20 protein-coding genes are annotated in these 20,269 nt (G+C 27.4%); 17 read left to right on the forward strand and 3 right to left on the reverse strand.

Going from position 1 to position 20,269, the window contains the following annotated elements; translation table 11 throughout:
* Positions 1–87 precede the first annotated feature (87 nt).
* From guaB to dut, 5 genes are all read left to right on the forward strand, one after another.
* Positions 88–1,542: an IMP dehydrogenase gene (gene guaB / locus QOZ93_RS00775; protein ID WP_307354743.1), complete on the forward strand. Its 1,455-nt coding sequence runs from the start codon at positions 88–90 to the stop codon at positions 1,540–1,542.
* A gap of 26 nt (positions 1,543–1,568) precedes the next feature.
* Entirely contained in the window at positions 1,569–3,104 is a 1,536-nt protein-coding gene (gene guaA / locus QOZ93_RS00780; RefSeq protein ID WP_307354744.1) for a glutamine-hydrolyzing GMP synthase, read from the forward strand.
* Between the two features lie 223 nt (positions 3,105–3,327).
* The gene (locus QOZ93_RS00785) at positions 3,328–3,624 is read left to right on the forward strand and encodes a DUF4491 family protein (protein WP_307354745.1); all 297 of its coding nucleotides are present in this window, start codon (positions 3,328–3,330) and stop codon (positions 3,622–3,624) included.
* A gap of 345 nt (positions 3,625–3,969) precedes the next feature.
* Entirely contained in the window at positions 3,970–5,190 is a 1,221-nt protein-coding gene (locus tag QOZ93_RS00790; protein ID WP_307354746.1) for a NupC/NupG family nucleoside CNT transporter, read from the forward strand.
* A 313-nt stretch (positions 5,191–5,503) separates the two neighbouring features.
* Positions 5,504–5,932: a dUTP diphosphatase gene (dut, locus tag QOZ93_RS00795; protein WP_307354747.1), complete on the forward strand. Its 429-nt coding sequence runs from the start codon at positions 5,504–5,506 to the stop codon at positions 5,930–5,932.
* A gap of 284 nt (positions 5,933–6,216) precedes the next feature.
* Here dut and QOZ93_RS00800 read toward each other — a convergent pair whose 3' ends face one another.
* Both QOZ93_RS00800 and QOZ93_RS00805 read right to left on the reverse strand, forming a co-directional pair.
* Positions 6,217–6,729, reverse strand: coding sequence for a hypothetical protein (locus tag QOZ93_RS00800; protein ID WP_307354748.1), 513 nt, complete (start codon positions 6,727–6,729; stop codon positions 6,217–6,219).
* Positions 6,730–6,845: 116 nt separating this feature from the next.
* A complete protein-coding gene (locus QOZ93_RS00805; protein WP_307354749.1) occupies positions 6,846–7,439 on the reverse strand; it encodes a superoxide dismutase in 594 nt (197 codons plus the stop codon).
* A gap of 202 nt (positions 7,440–7,641) precedes the next feature.
* Here QOZ93_RS00805 and QOZ93_RS00810 point away from each other — a divergent pair, with 202 nt between their 5' ends.
* Together QOZ93_RS00810 and QOZ93_RS00815 are read left to right on the forward strand one after the other, a co-directional pair.
* Positions 7,642–8,313 (forward strand): hypothetical protein, encoded by a 672-nt coding sequence (locus QOZ93_RS00810; RefSeq protein ID WP_307354750.1) that lies wholly within the window; start codon positions 7,642–7,644, stop codon positions 8,311–8,313.
* Between the two features lie 186 nt (positions 8,314–8,499).
* A complete protein-coding gene (locus tag QOZ93_RS00815) occupies positions 8,500–9,849 on the forward strand; it encodes a glucose-6-phosphate isomerase (RefSeq protein WP_307354751.1) in 1,350 nt (449 codons plus the stop codon).
* A gap of 69 nt (positions 9,850–9,918) precedes the next feature.
* On the opposite strand, the gene QOZ93_RS00820 is transcribed toward QOZ93_RS00815, so the two are convergent.
* Entirely contained in the window at positions 9,919–10,551 is a 633-nt protein-coding gene (locus QOZ93_RS00820; RefSeq protein WP_307354752.1) for a DUF4397 domain-containing protein, read from the reverse strand.
* Between the two features lie 221 nt (positions 10,552–10,772).
* Between QOZ93_RS00820 and QOZ93_RS00825 the strand changes: the two genes are divergently transcribed.
* The 10 genes from QOZ93_RS00825 (at position 10,773) to QOZ93_RS00870 (ending at position 20,268) form a co-directional block, all read left to right on the forward strand.
* Positions 10,773–11,324 (forward strand): manganese efflux pump, encoded by a 552-nt coding sequence (locus tag QOZ93_RS00825; protein WP_307354753.1) that lies wholly within the window; start codon positions 10,773–10,775, stop codon positions 11,322–11,324.
* Positions 11,325–11,339: 15 nt separating this feature from the next.
* Positions 11,340–12,791: an aminoacyl-histidine dipeptidase gene (locus tag QOZ93_RS00830; RefSeq protein ID WP_307354754.1), complete on the forward strand. Its 1,452-nt coding sequence runs from the start codon at positions 11,340–11,342 to the stop codon at positions 12,789–12,791.
* A 244-nt stretch (positions 12,792–13,035) separates the two neighbouring features.
* Positions 13,036–13,194, forward strand: a complete 159-nt coding sequence (locus tag QOZ93_RS00835; protein WP_111943829.1) for a clostridolysin BstA family TOMM peptide — start codon at positions 13,036–13,038, stop codon at positions 13,192–13,194.
* Between the two features lie 229 nt (positions 13,195–13,423).
* Positions 13,424–14,374 (forward strand): SagB/ThcOx family dehydrogenase, encoded by a 951-nt coding sequence (locus tag QOZ93_RS00840; protein WP_307354755.1) that lies wholly within the window; start codon positions 13,424–13,426, stop codon positions 14,372–14,374.
* 3 nt (positions 14,375–14,377) lie between these two features.
* Complete coding sequence (locus tag QOZ93_RS00845; protein WP_307354756.1) at positions 14,378–15,457, forward strand: streptolysin associated protein SagC; 1,080 nt, start codon at positions 14,378–14,380, stop codon at positions 15,455–15,457.
* A 4-nt stretch (positions 15,458–15,461) separates the two neighbouring features.
* Positions 15,462–16,820, forward strand: a complete 1,359-nt coding sequence (locus QOZ93_RS00850; RefSeq protein WP_307354757.1) for a YcaO-like family protein — start codon at positions 15,462–15,464, stop codon at positions 16,818–16,820.
* Complete coding sequence (locus QOZ93_RS00855) at positions 16,795–17,439, forward strand: CPBP family glutamic-type intramembrane protease (protein WP_307354758.1); 645 nt, start codon at positions 16,795–16,797, stop codon at positions 17,437–17,439. Before QOZ93_RS00850 ends, QOZ93_RS00855 begins: the two co-directional genes overlap by 26 nt.
* Positions 17,439–18,167 carry a SagF family protein gene (locus tag QOZ93_RS00860; protein ID WP_307354759.1) on the forward strand — a complete coding sequence of 243 codons (729 nt, stop codon included), beginning with the start codon at positions 17,439–17,441 and terminating at the stop codon, positions 18,165–18,167. The genes QOZ93_RS00855 and QOZ93_RS00860 overlap by 1 nt, the downstream gene beginning before the upstream one ends.
* 35 nt (positions 18,168–18,202) lie before the next feature.
* Positions 18,203–19,132: an ABC transporter ATP-binding protein gene (locus tag QOZ93_RS00865; RefSeq protein ID WP_111943819.1), complete on the forward strand. Its 930-nt coding sequence runs from the start codon at positions 18,203–18,205 to the stop codon at positions 19,130–19,132.
* An 11-nt stretch (positions 19,133–19,143) separates the two neighbouring features.
* A complete protein-coding gene (locus QOZ93_RS00870) occupies positions 19,144–20,268 on the forward strand; it encodes a SagG family ABC transporter permease subunit (RefSeq protein WP_307354760.1) in 1,125 nt (374 codons plus the stop codon).
* Position 20,269 lies beyond the last annotated feature (1 nt).

A 20,269-nucleotide genomic window follows, 5' to 3' on the forward strand; every position in this document is an offset into this window, starting at 1 on the left:
AATGTGATATGTTATAGCCTTAATAGGTGTACTTTTTTTGTAGTTAAAAAAAGAAAAATGGCAATGATATAAAGGGAGGTCGAAACAATGGCAATAATTTTAAAACAAGCATTTACTTTTGATGATGTACTATTAGTTCCAAATAAATCAGAGGTTTTACCAAGAGAGGTTTCATTAAAAACTAATCTTACAAAAAAAATTAAATTAAATATTCCTTTAATGAGTGCAGGGATGGATACTGTTACTGAGTCTAAAATGGCAATTGCTATGGCTAGAGAAGGTGGTATAGGCATAATACATAAGAATATGTCTATTGAGGCCCAAGCTGCTGAAGTAGATACTGTTAAAAGACAAGAAAATGGAGTAATAACTAATCCATTCTATCTTTCACCAGAAGACAAAATTGAAGATGCTCTAAGATTAATGAAGAAATATAGAATTTCAGGTATTCCTGTAACAGTTGAAGGAAAACTTGTAGGAATAATAACGAATAGAGATATTGTTTATGAAACAGATTATAGTAAGGCAATTAAAGAAGTTATGACTAGTGAAAATTTAATTACAGCTCCAGAGGGAACTGCTATAGATGAAGCTAAGAAGATTCTTCAAAAGCACAAAATAGAGAAATTACCACTAGTAGACAAAGAAAATAATTTAGTTGGATTAATTACTATAAAAGATATTCAGAAGAGTATTTTATATCCTAATTCAGCTAAGGATGAAAGAGGCAGACTACTTTGTGGTGCCGCAGTAGGAATCACAAGTGATATGTTAGAAAGAGTTTCTGCACTTGTTAAAGTTGGCGTAGATGTAGTTGTTCTAGATACAGCACATGGACATTCAAGAGGAGTTCTTGAAGGTGTTAAAAAAATAAAAGAAAACTATCCGGAGTTACAAGTTATTGCAGGAAATATTGCAACTCCTGAAGCAACAAGAGATTTAATTGAGGCTGGTGCTGATTGTGTCAAAGTAGGTATTGGACCTGGATCAATTTGTACTACAAGGGTAGTTGCAGGTGTAGGTGTGCCACAATTAACAGCAGTTATGGATTGTGCGGAAGAAGCTAAAAAATATGGAGTACCGATTATAGCTGATGGTGGATTGAAATATTCTGGTGATATTGTAAAAGCATTGGCAGGAGGAGCTCAAGTTTGTATGATGGGTTCATTATTTGCAGGATGTGAAGAAGCTCCAGGAGAAGTAGAAATATACCAAGGAAGAAGCTATAAGGTATATAGAGGCATGGGATCTTTAGGAGCTATGGCTTGTGGAAGTAAAGATAGATATTTCCAAGAAGGAAACAAGAAATTAGTTCCAGAAGGTGTAGAAGGAAGAATTCCATTTAAGGGAAGTGTAACAGATACTATATATCAATTACTAGGTGGAATACGTTCAGGAATGGGATATTTGGGCTCAAAAGACATTAATACTCTATGTGAAAGTGCTAGATTTGTAGTACAAAGCTCAGCAGGATTAAGAGAAAGTCATCCACATGATATAAATATTACAAAAGAAGCACCAAATTATAGTGTGAAACTATAATTAATGTTGAAATGGAGGAAAACTAAGTGGCAAATAATAAAGAATTAATTTTGATAATAGACTTTGGGGGACAATATAAACAACTTATAGGCAGAAGAGTTAGAGAAAATCATGTTTATTGTGAGATTGTGCCATATACAGTTACAGTAGAAGAAGTAAGGGCAAAACAACCAAAAGGAATAATTTTTACAGGTGGACCTAATAGTGTATATGAAGATGGTTCACCAAGGGTTGATAAAGAAATTTTTGAGTTAGGAATTCCTGTATTAGGTATTTGTTATGGGGCTCAATTAATGTCTTATACTTTAGGTGGTAAAGTTAGTACAGCTACAGTTAGAGAGTATGGAAAAACTGATGTTGATTTAAATACAAATTCTTTAATCTTCAAAGATACAAAAGACAAACAATGTTGGATGAGTCATACTGACTATATATCAGCAGTACCAGAAGGATTTGAAATTACAGGGACAACATCTCAATGTCCGGTAGCTGCTTTTGAGAATGAAGATAGAAAATTATATGGAGTTCAATTCCATCCAGAAGTTGAACATACTTTATTTGGAAGACAAATGATAACTAACTTCCTATTCAACGTATGTGAGGTTGCTGGAGAATGGTCAATGTCTTCATTTATAGAAGAAAAGGTTAAAGAAATAAAAGAAATAGTTGGAGATAAAAAAGTACTTTGTGCATTATCAGGTGGAGTTGATTCATCTGTAGCAGCAGTACTTGTTCATAAAGCTATAGGAAAACAATTAACTTGTGTATTTGTAGATCATGGTTTACTTAGAAAAGATGAAGGAGATCAAGTTGAGAATATATTTAGAGAACAATTTGATATGAATCTAGTTAGAGCTAATGCACAAGAGAGATTTTTAGGAAAGTTAAAAGGTGTTTCTGATCCAGAAAGAAAGAGAAAGATAATTGGAGAAGAATTTATAAGAGTATTTGAGGAAGAATCAGATAAATTAGGAAAAATGGATTTCTTAGTACAAGGAACTATTTATCCAGATGTAGTTGAAAGTGGAACTCAAACATCTGCTGTTATAAAAAGTCATCACAATGTTGGTGGACTTCCAGAAGATGTTGAATTTACATTAATAGAACCTTTAAGAGAACTATTTAAAGATGAGGTTAGAGCTGTTGGAGAGGAATTAGGAATTCCTACGAAATTAGTTTGGAGACAGCCATTCCCAGGACCAGGACTTGCAATAAGGGTTTTAGGTGAAATTACAGAAGATAAGTTAGAAATAGTTAGAGAAGCAGATGCTATATTAAGAGAAGAAGTGGCAAATGCGGGGCTTGAAAGAGATATCTGGCAATACTTCGCTTGTCTACCTAATATTCAATCAGTTGGAGTTATGGGTGATGAAAGAACATACTGCCATACAATAGCATTAAGAGCAGTAACATCTTCAGATGGAATGACTTCAGATTGGGCAAGAATTCCATATGATGTTTTAGATAAAATATCAAGAAGAATAGTAAATGAAGTTAAAGGAGTAAACAGAATTGTTTATGACATAACTTCAAAACCACCATCAACTATTGAGTGGGAATAAATATTATTTAGTTGTATAATTAAAAATTAACAATATATTTTAAAATAAAACCAAAAACAAAAAGTAGTCTAAATTTAGGCTACTTTTGTTTTTTTAGAAATAGACTAAAAGATATTTATAATAAAGATGATTATTTTATTTTTTATAGAATACTATATAATTGTCATAAATAATTTAGTACAATAACTAGATTTTGTAACAAGATATAGTGAAAGGAGAAAATATGAATTTTCAAGGAATTTTTATTGGCTTTATAACATTTATAATTATAGGTATGTTTCATCCAGTAGTTATAAAGGGTGAATATTACTTTGGAAAAAAGATTTGGCCAATTTTTCTTATGTTAGGAATTGTTTTTATAGGTTCAGCTTTATTTACAAAAAGTAGTATACTTAGTTCTATTTTGGGAGTAACAGGATTTTCTTGTTTATGGAGCATATTTGAGATAATTGAGCAGGAAGAGAGAGTTAAAAAAGGATGGTTCCCATCAAATTCTAAAAGAATAAATAAGAAAAAATAATCGGGATAAAATATATATAAGAAAGGAAGGAGGTTAATAGCACAACGTATAAAATTTCATGTCAGAATTATATGATAATAGGTTATACTAAGGATACAAGAAAAAATGTCTATTATAGTCGAAAAAAAGTTTAAATTAAAAAATTTTAGATATTAAGACATAAAATTACTATAAAACATTAAACTGTTATACTATATATAATTAAATATTTATTATTATTAAAAAAAATAAAAAAGTTATTTAAATGTGATACAATATATGATAAAATTTTAATAAATAATAAAATTTATATTAACATTTTAATAATAAAATTAAAATACTTAAGAAAATAAAGGGAGAAAACAAATGAGTAGATTCATAGGTTTACTTGGTATTATTGTGATAATAGGAATTGCATATTTATTATCCGATAATAAGAAACAAATTAATTGGAAATTAGTAGGAATTGGTATAGGTCTTCAAGTTCTATTCGCTTTAATAATACTTAAAGTTCCATTGGGAAGAATAGTTTTTCAGTCAGTGGGTTCAGTTATTGATAGTTTGTTAGCTTTTACTAATGAAGGTTCGAAATTTTTATTTGGTCCTTTGGTTACATCAGATAGTTTAGGGATGATATTTGCTTTTAAAATATTACCTACAATAGTATTCTTTTCAGCTTTTATGAGTATTTTATATTATTTAGGAATTATGCAGTTTATAATATCTATATTAGCAAAAGGTATAGCTAAATTACTAGGAACTAGTGGTGCAGAAACATTATCAGCAGTAGGAAATATATTCTTAGGACAAACGGAAGCGCCTTTATTAATAAAACCATTTATAAAAGGAATGACAAAGTCCGAACTTTTAACTATAATGGTTGGAGGAATGGCTACTGTTGCTGGTGGGGTAATGGCTGGATATGTAGCTATGGGTGTTGATGCAGCTAACTTACTTGCTGCAAGTATTATGGCTGCACCTGGAGGACTTATTATTTCAAAAATTATATGTCCTCAAGATGAAGTTCCAGAAACAAATGGATCAGTTAAAATAGAAATAAAATCAGAATGTTCTAATATAGTAGATGCAGCAGCAACAGGAGCTAGTGAAGGGTTATCTCTTGCATTAAATGTAGGAGCAATGCTTTTAGCATTTATAGCATTAATAGCTTTAGTTAATTCTCTTATAGGAGTAATTGGAGTTAGGATAGGGATGCCATCATTAGATTTAGGATGGATTCTAGGAAGAATATTTGCTCCACTTGCTTATGTAATGGGGATACCTCAACAAGATATAATTCAAGCAGGAAATTTATTTGGAACAAAGGTAGTTTTAAATGAATTTGTAGCTTATGCAAATTTTGCTCCACTTATAAAATCACATGCATTACATCCTAAAACAATTCTTATTTTAACTTATGCTCTTTGTGGATTTGCAAATATAAGTTCTATAGGTATACAAATAGGTGGTATCGGTGGACTTGCTCCAGAAAAACGTAAAGATATTGCCAAATTAGGATTAAGAGCTATGATAGGTGGATTACTAACTACCTGTCTAACAGGTACAATAGCAGGTATATTATTTTAACTAAGATAAAATAATTGACTATCTCAAATAGAAAGTTTATTTCTAAAATGAGGTAGTCTTTTTTTGTAAAAAGACTGATAATAAAGTTTATAAAATAAATATAAATTTTAATACTAATAAGTTGTATATATTTATATTTTATTTTAATATAGTATAGACTGAAATGATACTATAGTATATAACATAATAAATAGTGATTTAAGGATTTATTTAAGTATGTATAGAATATAATGAGACTTAACATTAAGTATGCATATTAATAAAATTTACTTAAAATAAAAGATTTTAATAAGTTATAGATGGAGGAAAAATTATGAAATTATTAATAGAAAAAATCAGTGATAGAGCTATTATTCCGTTTAGAGCACATGAAGGAGATGCTGGCCTTGATTTATTTTCAATAGAAGAGGTTATTCTTAAACCGTTGGAAAGAAAGTTAATACATACAGGCATTAAGATTCAATTACCTAAAAATACTGAGGCGCAAGTAAGACCAAGAAGTGGATTAGCATTGAAGCATGGCGTAACAGTATTAAATACTCCTGGTACTATAGATGAAGGGTATAGGGGAGAAATATGTATAATATTAATTAACCTTGGTAATGAAGAATTTAAGGTAGAAGAAGGAATGAAAATAGCTCAAATGGTTATTAAACCAACTTTAACTTTAGATGTGGAAGAAGTATGTGAATTGAGTGAAACAACAAGAGGTCAAGGTGGATTTGGTTCAACAGGTGTATAAAAATGAGGTGTTAAGTTAAGATTAAATAATCTAATAAAAAAGTAAATAAAAATTATTTAAGGAGGTGATATATCACCTCCTTTTTTATAATAAGCAAATAAGACTTAAAGTTATATATATGTTTAATCATTAATAGATACACTTTAATAATGCAATTTAAAGATTACAAGTAATTAATAAATTTTGATAATATACATTTTACACTTTACTTTAATTTATCATTATATATTTTGTCTTTAAATAGATTTTAAAATATAACTGAAAGAACTTATTTGGGTATTATTCTAGTCTATTTGCACAAAAGTATTTGCATTAGCTTGTTGAATAGCTGATTCTAAAGTATTAATTTGTAATTGAATTTTATGTTTTTTATTACTGTATATATCCAAGTCGAAGTTTAACTTTTCTACTTTATAATATGCATTAGAACCATTACCATCAAAACATCTTTTTAAAGAGGGAGTTTTATCACATAATTCTTCTAGTAAATTTAATTGCTTTTTTAAGTTATTGATATTATTTAAGGTTTCTAAAATAGTCATATCTTTATAGGCTATAGAAGTGGCATTAGCTTTAGATAATTTATTTTTATAACATTCCAATTTATTTATGGAATCTACATAAAGATTGTACTCTTGATCAAATTCTTTTATCTCATTTAAAATAGTTTCTTTGCCATCTAATTCTCTATCCTTAATTACTATACTGTTATTTAAAACGTTATAAAAGTTATAATTGGTTTCTTTTTCAGTTTGATTTATTAATAGAATTAATTCAGATAAAGTTATTTTTTTCATATAATATTCTCCTATGTTTTTAAGATAAAATAATTATAAATAATTATAACATAATAATTAGTACTTATCATTAGTAAGATAAAAGGTTGGTTAAACCAACCTTTTATAATGAAATATTAACAACAACAACATTGGGCTAACCTTAAACTTATTACTTTCCAATTTAAATTATCAAATATAACATCTACATATTTAGATCTATCTGTACCAAAGTCCATAAAGTATGCATGTTCATATACATCTATGACTAAAATAGGACATGCACACCATAGTCCACCTTCATCATGCAAGTCAGAGCCTGTAATTCTAAGAGAGCATGTTAAACAATCATAGGTTACTATTGCCCATCCTCGCATAGAAAGACATACGGATTTTAGATATCCTAAAAAATTATTAAATGAACACCATTGACTACATATTAATTTTTTTAAATTATCACTAATATAACAATTAGAATTAGTAATGTTTTCGAAATATAATTCATGAAGTTTAACACCGTCAAAAGAATAACTTTCACCCAATTTTAGGCATCTCATAGGACTGTAAGTGGGATTTGGACCAGGATAACATTTATAGTTTTTGGAAAAATTATCTATTTTATTTATTGTATTAACATATCCTACATATAACTTATAATGTTGGCTAATTTGTTCTGGAGTTAATCCTTTAATAGTACAAAAATCATAATGTTTAGGCTTTAGTTTTTTCATATTTATTCATCCCCTGTAAATAGTTAATAACTGTACACTAATTATTATATTAAGATTTATTTCCTTGGTGCAGAAAATAGGTAAATGTTTTAGGTGAATAGAAATTAATTATAAGTAGTTGAAAACATAAAGAGAAAGAAAAATAAAACGAATATAAAAATATAGAAATATTTATAGTAAAATACGGAAAAGGGGTGGTTTTGTGGGAATAAATATTAATAGTATTAAAAGTTTATTAGGATATACAAAAAAATCAATTAATAAACAAAATAGTGAAGAATTTTCAATTGATGGTAGTAAGATAAAAAAGAATACAATTGAAAAAGAAGAATTAAAATATAAAGAGCTTAGAAGAGACAGTGTTAATATTTCAGATAGAGCAAGAGATTATTTAAAACCTAATGGTGTAGGTTTTAGTTTAGATAAAGGAACAGCTGCTAATACAACCATGTATGTAGATAAAGCAACTTTTAATAACATTGTAAGTTATACTACCAATAATCCTGATTGTCAGTGGGAGGAACTTGGCATTGATGGAGAAAAAAGATGGGTAGTTGTTAATGGTCAGCGTTTTGAATGTGAATTAACTAAAGAGGAAAAAGAGGCAGCTAAAAGAGCAAAGAAAACATTAATAGATTTTATAATGGAAGCAGAAGAAAAAAATGATAAAATAAGAAAAAAAGAAAAAGAAACAAAAAGAAAAGAGAACACATTTAAATTAGATTTTAGAGAAAATAAGATTGAATTAAATGGTAATGAAAATATAGGACAAAGTGAAAAAGTGAGAAATCTTATGAAAAATCATAAGGTTATGCAGATGTTAGCTGAGGTTTCAAGATTAAATGGTGGGCAAATAAGTTTAAGTACAGTATAGATAGAAAAGCTAGGTATAAATGTACCTAGCTTTTCTATCTATATTATAAGGATTTAAGTTAATGCAAATATGCGAATTATTGATAATATTTTTATAAAAAGGTATAATAAAAAGGATATTGTATATAGAAATTCAATATTTTTACTTTAAATATTTATATAAATATATTACTTGGGAGGGAAGATAATGTCAAAGATTAAACTTGATTTAAGTAAAGCCATGCCTTATTTAAAGGAAGATGAGATAAATATGATGGAGGGTATGGTTAAAGAAGCTCATAGTAAGTTGCATAATAAAGATGGAGCAGGAAATGACTTTTTAGGATGGTTAGATTTACCTGTTGATTATAATAAGGATGAATTTAATAGAATAAAGAAAGCAGCAGAAAAGATACAAAATAATTCAGATGTATTGATAGTTATAGGAATTGGAGGCTCGTATTTAGGTGCTAGAGCCGCTATTGAAATGTTAAGTAATTCTTTTTATAATTGTCTTCCAAAAAACAAGAGAAAAACACCGGCTATTTATTTTGTTGGAAATAATATTAGCTCAACTTATATTAGTGATTTAGTGGAACTTGTAAAAGATGAGGATATATCTGTTAATGTAGTTTCTAAATCAGGTACAACAACAGAACCTGCAATTGCTTTTAGAATTTTTAAAGAACTATTGGAAAATAAATATGGAAAAGAAGGGGCAAAGGAAAGAATTTTTGCAACTACAGATAAAGAAAAAGGTGCTTTAAAAACTTTAGCCACTTCGGAAGGATATGAAACATTTGTAATTCCTGATGATGTTGGAGGAAGATTTTCAGTTCTTACAGCAGTAGGATTGCTTCCTATAGCTACAGCTGGAGTTAATATTGATGAAATGTTAGAAGGGGCAAAAGAAGCTAGAAGAGATTTTGATAGACCATCAATAAAAGAAAATCCATGTTATTCTTATGTAGCGGCTAGAAATGCACTATATAGAAAAGGTAAAACAACTGAAATTTTAGTTAACTATGAACCAAGGCTTCAATATTTTTCAGAATGGTGGAAGCAATTGTATGGAGAAAGTGAAGGAAAAGATGGAAAAGGAATTTTCCCTGCTTCTGTTAATTTCTCAACAGATTTACATTCTATGGGGCAATATATACAAGATGGAATGAGAAATATCTTTGAAACAGTGATTAATGTAGAAAAAGCAACTAAGGAAATTACCCTAAAAGCTTTTGAAGAAGATTTAGATGGATTAAATTATTTACAAGATAAAACTATAGATTTTGTAAATAAGAAGGCCTTTGAAGGAACAGTACTTGCACATAATGATGGAGGAGTACCAAATATAATTATAAATATTCCAGAAATAACTCCTTATTATTTTGGATATCTTGTATATTTCTTTGAAAAAGCTTGTGGAGTAAGTGGATATTTATTAGGTGTTAATCCATTTAATCAACCAGGAGTTGAAGCATATAAAAAGAATATGTTTGCACTTCTTGGAAAGCCAGGTTACGGAGAACTTAGAAAAGAATTAGAAGAAAGATTAAAATAAACAGATAAAAAAGAGATTAGATAATTAAAATTATTTAATCTCTTTTTTTATGAAATATACCTTTAAAAACTAACTATAGAAACTTATATAAGAATTTCCATCAAGAGGAATTAATACTTGTAAAGGAGGATTGTCATTTAATAAACCTACTGAATAAATAGTGTAAAATTTATTTGGCATTAATTTTATATTTGGCACATATAAAATTGAAGTTGTAGTATCCGCTAACTTCATATCTACCGCGTAAATTTGTGGATTTAGTTGAATATAGTTTTGTTTTTGTTTATATGATGTATTTTTAAATAATCTTATACCATTAGAAGTTACTATATCTACAGGTGGTGTATTTGGTGAAAGCTGAATAAATCTTAAGTAGGCTTTAGTATTATCTATATTTAACTTTGGATCTAATACTGGGAAAAGTGATAGTGATTTAGGGCCTAAACCTATAGCAGCTATAGTAAGTATTTTGTTTGGATCTATTGTTACAGTGTCATTTAATAAAACTGTATTTGTACCTGAAACATAAATTTTTATATTATAGGTACCAGCAGCAACAGGCATATATTCAGTAAAGCCTCTATATCTTAGTTCTTTAATGACAGGAGAATTATTTATATAAATGTCTACAGTAGGAGTTTTTGGGGAGGCATGAAGCACCCTTATAAAAGATTTTAAATATTTAGGTATAGAAATTTCCATACAAATTATCCTTTCATAAATTATCTCACAATTATTATATGCACAAATTTTTAATAGTGATAATAAGTTAATAATATTTTGAAATTAATATAGGATAATGATATTATTATTATAATGGATAAATTTATCAAAATAAAATTAAATCTTCTTATTTTAAACTAAGAATTATTTTTAAATATTAGTAATAGTAATAATAATAGTTTAATAGTAGGAGGATAAAAATGAATTTAAATTATTTATTGGTTATTGCTTTAGCTTTAGCTTTAGATGCTTTTGGAGTGGCTTTAGGAATCGGATTAAACCCAGAGGTAAAATTTAAAAATAAAATAGGTTTTATTTTTTCTTTTGCATTCTTTCAATTTTTATTTGCATTTATTGGAGGGTATGGAGGTATTCTATTTAGTACATACATAGCCTCAGTACCTAAAATTCTAGGGGGATGTGTTATATCTTTAGTAGGAGTTATTATGATAAAAGAAGGAATGGAAAAAAATAAGAAAAATATATTATTAAATCTTAAAACAAATATTATATTAGGAATATCTGTTAGTATAGATGCAATGGTAATTGGATTTACTGTATTAAATGATCTTAATTCGGTAGGTGTTTTAATAAATTGTACAATAATAATAGGCTTAGTAACTTTGATTATGACTACAGTTGCCTTTTTAATTTCTAAATTATTAAATAAAATAGAAGTATTTCAAAAATATGCAGATTATATTGGAGGAATTATCTTACTATTCTTTGGAATAAAAATGATGTTTATATAGAAAGGATGATAAATAATGTTAGATAGTTTAAAAACACTAGAAAGTTATAAAGTATTTCAATTCTTTAAAGAAATGAATCAACATCCAAGAGGATCTAAAAATGAGAAGGAAATAAGTGATTGGTTGGTACAATTTGGAAAAGACCGTAATTTAGAAGTTATACAAGATGAAGCTTTAAATGTTATTATAAGAAAACCAGGTACTAAAGGTTATGAAAATTCACCAATAGTTGTAATCCAAGGACATATGGATATGGTTTGTGAAAAAGATGCATGTAGTGATCATAATTTTTTAAAAGATCCAATAGATTTTTTAGTAGAAGGTGATGTTCTACGAGCTAATAAAACAACATTAGGTGCAGATGATGGTATAGCTATAGCAATGGGATTAGCTATTTTAGATTCTAATGATATTAGTCATCCTCCAATTGAATTATTAGCTACTACAGAAGAGGAAGTAGGTATGGGAGGAGCTCAACATTTAGATCCTAAGAATATAAAAGGTAGAAGAATGATAAACATAGATTCTGAAGAGGAAGGTAAGTTATTAGTAAGTTGTTCAGGTGGAGTAAGAGAAGTAATAACACTTCCTATAATAAAAGAACAAAACGAAAAACAATGTTATAGGGTTTTTGTTCATGGTCTTCAAGGTGGACATTCAGGAATGGAAATAGACAAGCAAAGAGGAAATGCAAATAAGATTTTAGGACGAATTTTATATGATTTAAGTTCTAAAGTTAAATTTAATTTAGTTTCTATTAATGGTGGAGCTAAAATGAATGCAATTCCAAGGGAAAGTGAAGCGATAATAGCAATACAAGATAATGAAATTGTAAATTTGCAAGAAAATATTGATAAATGGAATAAAATACTTAAAGTAGAATTAAATGCTCAAGATAAAGAAGTAGAAGTATCACTAAATAAGGTAATTAAGTCTATAGATATGTTTACAAAAGAAAGTACAGAGAAAACTATAGGCACTTTAATGTTAATTCCTAATGGAATAGAAACTATGAGTAAAGCTATAGAAGGATTAGTAGAAAGTTCTACTAATTTAGGAATCGTGGCAACAACAGATAAAAGTGTACATTTTGAAAGTACAGTTAGAAGTTCTGTTGGTACATTAAAAGAGTTTATTTGTAACAAAGGCAAACTAATATCAAGTTTGTATGGAGCTAAAATTGAATTATTGGCAAATTACCCAGAATGGCAATACAATCCTGATTCTAAACTAAGAGAAACTTTGGTAGGTGTATATAAAGAGTTATATAAAGAAGAACCAGAAATTTCAGCAATACATGCGGGGTTAGAATGTGGATTGTTTAGTGGCAAGTTTAATAGAGAAATGGATATGATTTCTGTGGGACCTAATATTTTTGATGTACACACACCAAAAGAACATTTAAGTGTTTCATCTACAGATAGAGTATATGGATATATATTGAAAGTTTTAGAGGCATTAAAATAATATAAATTATAAATGAATATTAATAATTAAGTTAAAGAGAGATGAATTAGAAGGATATTATAAATTTTAATACAACTCTCTTTATTTTTGTTCAAAAATTGTAGATAACAAAGAATTATTAAAAAAAATTTAAAAAAAAGTTTAAATATATTTAACTTTGTATTAAAATCGTGTATAATATAAGAGAAAGGTGATGAAAGAATTCATTTACCTTATATATAGTTTAGCATAAGGGGGAGATTTTATGTTAAAGTTTGAAAAAAATGTATTAGCAACAAGTGCTAAAAAGGAAAACGTTCAATTAGCACCAGGCGGATGCTGCTGTTGTTGTTGCTGCTGCTGTGTATCTGTAGGAGTTAATGGTGGTACAGCTACAAGCACAGTTCCAACTCCAGGAAAATAGTATTTTTTAAAATACTATTTTTGGACAATCCCCCATCAAATAATGATGGGGGATATAGTTCAAAAACTTAATTAAGAATTTATTTATGATATTATTTTAATACTACTTTAATATTTGAATAAGGCTGTTATGCAATGCTAAATTTTATAATGAAGCAGTGTAATACGGTCTATTTTATTATTAACTTAAAAATAATGGTGTTTTATCTTTAATTGAAAAGGAGAGTAGTATGCTTTTAAATAAAAATAAAGAAAAAAATAAAGAAAAAAGAACATTGAGTTCTATAGAAAGTAAAGAAATAATTTCTTTTAATACACAATATTTAAATATGTCACCTTATGTAGAAAGTACTGTGGTTAAAATTTCTGATAATATTATAAAAAGTAATTTAACTTCTAAAGAAAATAGATTTTTAGGAGAACAATATCTCTTAAATTATAAGACAAATAATGATTACATAGGTTATAAAATTGGAATATCTAATTTTATAAAACAAGAGGCTATAGCTACAGCAACTAATTTAGAATTTAATGAGGACTTAGAAGATATTATTAAATTGCCAATACATACAAAGGTAAAGGTAGCGTTATCTACAGCTATAATTAATAGAAGAAGCGTAAGGAAATTTAGTGGTAATTCTATGCATTTAAAAGATTTATCTAATATTTTATACTATAGTCAAGGAATATCGGCTGAAGTACCTGCTTATGGTTCTATGGAAAATAAAAATTTGAAGCTTAGAAATGCACCATCGGCTGGTGGACTATATCCAATAGAACTATACCTATATATAAATAATGTAAAAGATTTAGAAGATGGTATATATAGATATTATCCTTATGCCCATGCCTTAAAAAAGGTTTCAGGTAATATAAACGAGAAAGAAATTAGATCTTTAGCTGAATTTGCATTTATTAATGCAGAAAAAGCCAATGTTATTGTATTTTACATATATAATTTACCTATTAATACTAGAAAATATGGTGATGCGGGTATGGCATATGCATTCATAGAAACAGGTGAAATAGCTCAAAATCTTCAACTAGTATCAACTGCTTTAGCATATGGTGCATGCGATATTGGGGGATATGAAAAACAACATGTAGAAGAACTTTTAGGACTTGATGGAGTTTTAAAACATATGATTCATATGACGTTAGTTGGGGTACAGGAGGAATAGATTGTGGACAAAATAAAAGAATATGTTTTTAATAATAATTTAAGAATACTTACTTTAAATAAAGATGAAATAATCTTTAGAATGGGATTATGGAATTATAATGAAGCAACATTAGATTTAAAAGAAGAAAGTGAAAGCTTTAAAAAAGTTATAAAAACTTTCATAAATAATATGGAAAAAGGCAATAGTATTACTTTAGAAGAAATTGAAAAAAGTGATTTAAATGATAATGATAAAGCCAATATATTAGGAACTATGGAAGCATTATGGCAATCAGGTATGATTTGTAGCAAAGAAGATTCGGATATTCATAATGAAATAAGTAAAATACTTTTGGGTGATTTTAGATATCTTGCGCCAGTTAAAGATAATGAAAAAAAATTATTATTTATAGGTGATAGTGATTATGAAAATAAGATAGTAAAGGAACTTTCAAAATCTATAGATTTAGATTTAGATGTATGTTCTAAAGATTTAAAAAATCTTATAACATCAATAGATGTAACATCAAATTTAGATGCTTTAAGTATGAAACAAAATTTAGAAAAGTTAAAACAGGAATTAGGCGGATATTGTTGTATACTTCTTTGTATGCAACAGGTTAGCATAAGTATGCTTAGAAATTTAAATAGAGTATGTATATACAATAATATTCCCGTAGTAACTGCTTTTATAGATGGTCCTTTTATAAATATTTTAAGTACTAAATCACCGAAAACCGGATGTTTAGAATGTTATGAAGAAAGAATTTTAGCAAGACTAGAAGATCATATATTATATCATAAATTTGCATCACAAAAATGCAAGGAAGAGTTTCCAGTAAATAAAGGTATTATTCCAATAATGAATATTATGAGCAATTTACTTGTTTCAGAAGGATTCTTAATAGCTAATACAGGAAGTTCTAAGTTTGAAGGGAGAGCGCTAAGTATATATGTTCCAACATTAGAAATACAAGTACAAGATGTATTAAGAGTACCTTTTTGTAAAGCATGTGGAAACGTGGCTAAGGCTAAACTAGAGGATATAAATGTATCTACTAGAGTAGTTATGAAAAATATAATAGAAAGTCTTGAGGATTAAAGTTATGCTTAAGTATTCTCCTAGTTTTAATAATGTTTTTCAAGAATTTAAAAATTTTTCAAGTAGTCAAAGTGGAATTATGAACACTTCAGCAGCCCCATTAACTAACCATTTAAAAGATGTATCATTAAAAAGTATTACTGGAAATATGCCTAATTATCATAAGCAAGTTATAGATAATTCTACTACGGTACAATATCATATTATAGGATATGGATCACACTATGAAGAGGCTCTGATAAAATATACAGGAGAAAGTATAGAAAGATATTCATCTGTAGTTGCAGGCAAATTATTAGAGGATAAAATTATTTATGCTACATATGAGGAAATCTCTAAAAAGGGTAAAACATTACCATTAAAATATATAGATGTATTTACGGAAAAACAAGTTAATGAAAATAATAAATTAAATATGACTATGTGTAATAAAAAAATAGATGAAAAAGATGTAATAGGATGGATAAAATGTTCATCTTTATTTAATCCAGAAGAAAAGATTTGGGTACCGGCTAAAATGATGTTTGTTGGTTATAATGTTAATTTGGAAAAAGGAGAAAAAAATCATATACCATCTTTTAGTACGGGAACAGCATCACATAAAAGTTTAAAAAAGGCTTTATTAAATGCTTTAATTGAATATATTCAAATTGATGCATTTATGTTAAGTTGGTATACAAAAAGAAAGTGTTCATTAGTACAAATAGATAATCCTATAATTAATAAAGTACTAGAAGATGTTAATCTAGGTAATAACTCAGACTATAATATTATTCCTCTTTATATGACTTTAGAAGAACTTCCTATTCATACTTTAGGTGTATTTTTAGAGAGAAAAGATAAAACTATGCCTTATTTGTTATTTGGAGTACAAGGTGACTTAGATCCTGTACAAGCTATGACTAGAGGAATAATGGAAGCGGCAGCTATTTCATATAGTTCCTATTTTAATACAATATATAATACGGAAACTTTAAAAGCTATGAGCGGAGAAAATCCTAGATTTTTAGATTTAGATAGTAATGTTTTATTTTATAGTATTCCTAAGAAAATAGAGGAAAAACAAAATCTCATAAAAGATTTAATAGATGATGAAATTAAATTATCTAGTTTAGAAGACTTAAGAAAAGACAATATAGATGAGGATATAAAGTTTATATTAAAACATTTAAAGAAAGTAAGTGAATATGCAGTATTTATGGATATAACACCGCCAGAAACTAGAGATAAAGGGTGGTATGTTATGAGGGTACTAGTACCAGAGTTATTAGAAATGTGTATACCAGATTTTCCATTTGCAAACCATCCAAGAATGAAGCAATATGGGGGGATAAAGAATGAATATCCGCATCCAATGCCTTAGTTTATTAATAATACTATTTACTTTCAACCCCACAATTTTATCTCAATGTTTTTTAAATGCTAAAAAAGGTGGTATAGAATTAGAAAAACTTTTAAAAGGTTTATTAATTACTTATATTTTTATAGTTTTAACAGTTTTTATATTAATGCCTACAGCATTAAAACCAAGATTAATTTGTGGAGATCTATGGTACTTTCTGGGGATAGCGACTATTCCTATAGTATTTTTGGGAGAAATTTCTGTAGTGGCATTATGTTTGAAGGCAAAAGGTATTGATATAGAAGGGGTAAAAATATTATCAGCTTGGAAAAAATGTGATTCTAAGAGTATAATTTGTACTGCATTGATAGGAGCCTTTGAAGAACTAGTTTATAGATTAATGTGGTTTTATATTTTAGCTAATGTATTTAACATAAATACAATTATCATTTTGATTATTACTTCAATAGTATATGCATTAAATCATATTTTAATGGGTAAAGAAATATTTTTATCAAAAATATGGAGTGGTTTAATTTATGGATTAATATATTATTTAAGTGGATATTGTATTGTTGTACCTATAATAACTCATTGTATAGGTAATGTACTTATTCTTATAAAAGGAGGAAGAGAATAATGGAATATTTAAATAAGTTTATGATTATAATCTTCCTTTTTATATATGTGTATTTTTTATATATTTTTATGAGAATAAACATAAAGAATGTTTTATGGATTAAAAAATGTTATTTATGGTTTAATGGATTATGTAATCTTTCTAAAGAAAGTTTTATGGAAGGTGTTAAAGTAATTTATCTAGGGATTTTAACATTAATACCTATTTTGTTCGGAACATTCAAAGGGTTTAAGATGTTAATTAAAATTGTACCAACTATAGGAATAATAAAAAGTGTTTTTCTTTTTCTTTTAAGTTTTTTTACTATAATTCAAATTTTATTTTTTGTTATGATCGTACTAGTTGAAGTTATTATGAAACAGGATAGCAGAAAACAAATGCAAGAAATAAAATGGATAAAATTTAATAGAAATAGGCCGTTATACACAGGAATTATTAGACCTCTTTGTTATTCTTTGTGGGAAGTTGTGATTTTATATAATATATTCTTCTACATATTAAACAATAAATTGAAATTAAATATTTTTCTAGTAATATTAATTTTAAGTTTATTATATAGTTTTTCTAAATTAATAGCTATAAAAACAATTCCACAGGCTCTTATATATGGGATATGGGCTTTTTGTTTATGTTTATGTAGTACTCTTGTATTAATTTATTCAGGAGGAATTTTGATAAGTTTTTTAATTTTTTTAAGTTTTAATTTTCTAGTAGCATTTAAAGAGTAAATAAAATAAAGTTTTTAATCATAGGAGCTGATAATATGAGTTTGGTTGAAATAAAAAATTTATGTAAAAGATTTGGACAACATATGGCAGTTAAAGATATTAGCTTAAACATAGAAGAGGGACAAATATATGGACTATTAGGTCCTAATGGTGCTGGAAAAAGTACTACTATAAATATTATATGTGGTCTCCTATCTAAAGATAGTGGAGATATAAATATTTTTAATAAGCCTATGAATAAAAAAGCTAGAGATATAAAAAAGAATCTAGGAGTTGTACCTCAAGATATAGCAATATATGAAGATTTAACTGCCTATGAGAATATAGCATTTTTTGCTTCTTTATATGGAGTAAAAGGGAAAGAACTGAAGAAAAGAGTTGCGGAAACTTTAGAGTTCGTAGGACTTAAGGATAAGGCAAAAGAATATCCAGCAAAATTTTCTGGAGGAATGAAAAGAAGACTTAATATTGCTTGTGCAATAGTACATGAGCCAAGATTAATAGTAATGGATGAACCAACAGTGGGAATAGATCCTCAATCAAGAAATCATATTTTAGAGTCAATAAAGGAATTAAATAGACGAGGATGTACGATTATATATACTAGTCATTATATGGAGGAAGTTGAAGCTATATGTTCTAATCTTGCTATAATGGATCAAGGAAAAGTTATAGCAGAGGGAGAAAAACATGACTTAATACAGAAATATACCGATTGTAGTACTATTATCGTAGAGGTTCATAGTGTTGAACATATAGAAGAATTAAATAAATTAAAAGGTGTACAAAGTGTAGTTGTAGAAGAAAATAATATTATTATAAAACGAAATTCTAATGAAATGGATCTACAGGATGTAATAGAAGTTATAACAAAAAATAATATGATAATTAAAAGTATAGAAAGTAAAAATAATGATTTAGAACATATCTTTTTAAGTCTTACAGGAAAAAAACTTAGAGATTAGGGGGAAACCAAATGGGCATAATAAGTATCTTTAAAAAAGAATTAATTCAAAATGTACGTGATAAGAAAAGTATGTTTATGATGGTTATATTCCCTATTGTAATGATTTTAATTTTAGGAACTGCATTTAAAGGGAATTTTTCCAATACAGGGAGTATTCCTAAGATGAAGGTAGTATATACTTTAAATAAAAATGTCAAGATAACTAAAACTTTTGAAAGTTTTATGAAAGACATGGAAAAAAGTATGAACCTGGAGTTTAAGAAAATAGATAATAAAAATAAAGCTGTAGAATTAATTAAAAATGGTAAATATGATTCTTATATAGAAATTAAAGATGATAAGTATATAAATATAAGTACAAATAATCTTAGAGAATTCAATGCTAGTTTAATTCATACTTTAATAGATACATTTGTTCAAAGATCTAATGTAATGGAACAGATAGTAGAAGTTAATCCTAGGGGAATAAGAAATATAAAGGAAAATAAAGAGCCAAGTTATGTTAAAGTAAGATCTTTAAATGCGAAACGTGCACCAAGAGCAATAGATTATTATACTATAACAATGTTTACTATGATAATTTTATATAGTATAGCAACAGGCGCTATGTCTATACTTTCAGAAAAGAGAAGAAGAACTCTAGAGAGAATACGTTGTAGTGGTATATCACTAGGGAAAATTTTTATAGGAAAAATTTTAGGATGTATAAGCATAACTATAATTCAAGTTAGTATTATTTTTTTATTTACAAAATATATTTTAAAAAGTGATTGGGGAAGTAACGTAGGAGCTATACTTTTAATTTCTTTTTCATTAATTGTTATGGCAGTTTCTATAGGTGTTGGAATGGCCGTCTTAATCAAAAATGAAAATATAATGTCTGTAGCTTTAAATATGATTATTCCAATATTTGTTTTCCTAGGGGGAGGATATATTCCTTTAAATTTATTAGGAAGTAATGTTTTAAATAATATGTCTAAGATATCACCAATAAAGTGGACTAATGATGCTATATTTAGAATAATTTATGGTGGGGATTTATCAGTGACGTCTACAGCTATTTTGGTTAATTGTATAATTGCTTTAGTATTTCTAATGATTCCTTTAATTTTTTCGAGAAGGGAAGTGGCATAAT

It is taken from the genome of Hathewaya limosa (genome assembly GCF_030815255.1).
In the GTDB taxonomy this organism is placed as follows: Bacteria; Bacillota; Clostridia; order Clostridiales; family Clostridiaceae; genus Hathewaya; species Hathewaya limosa.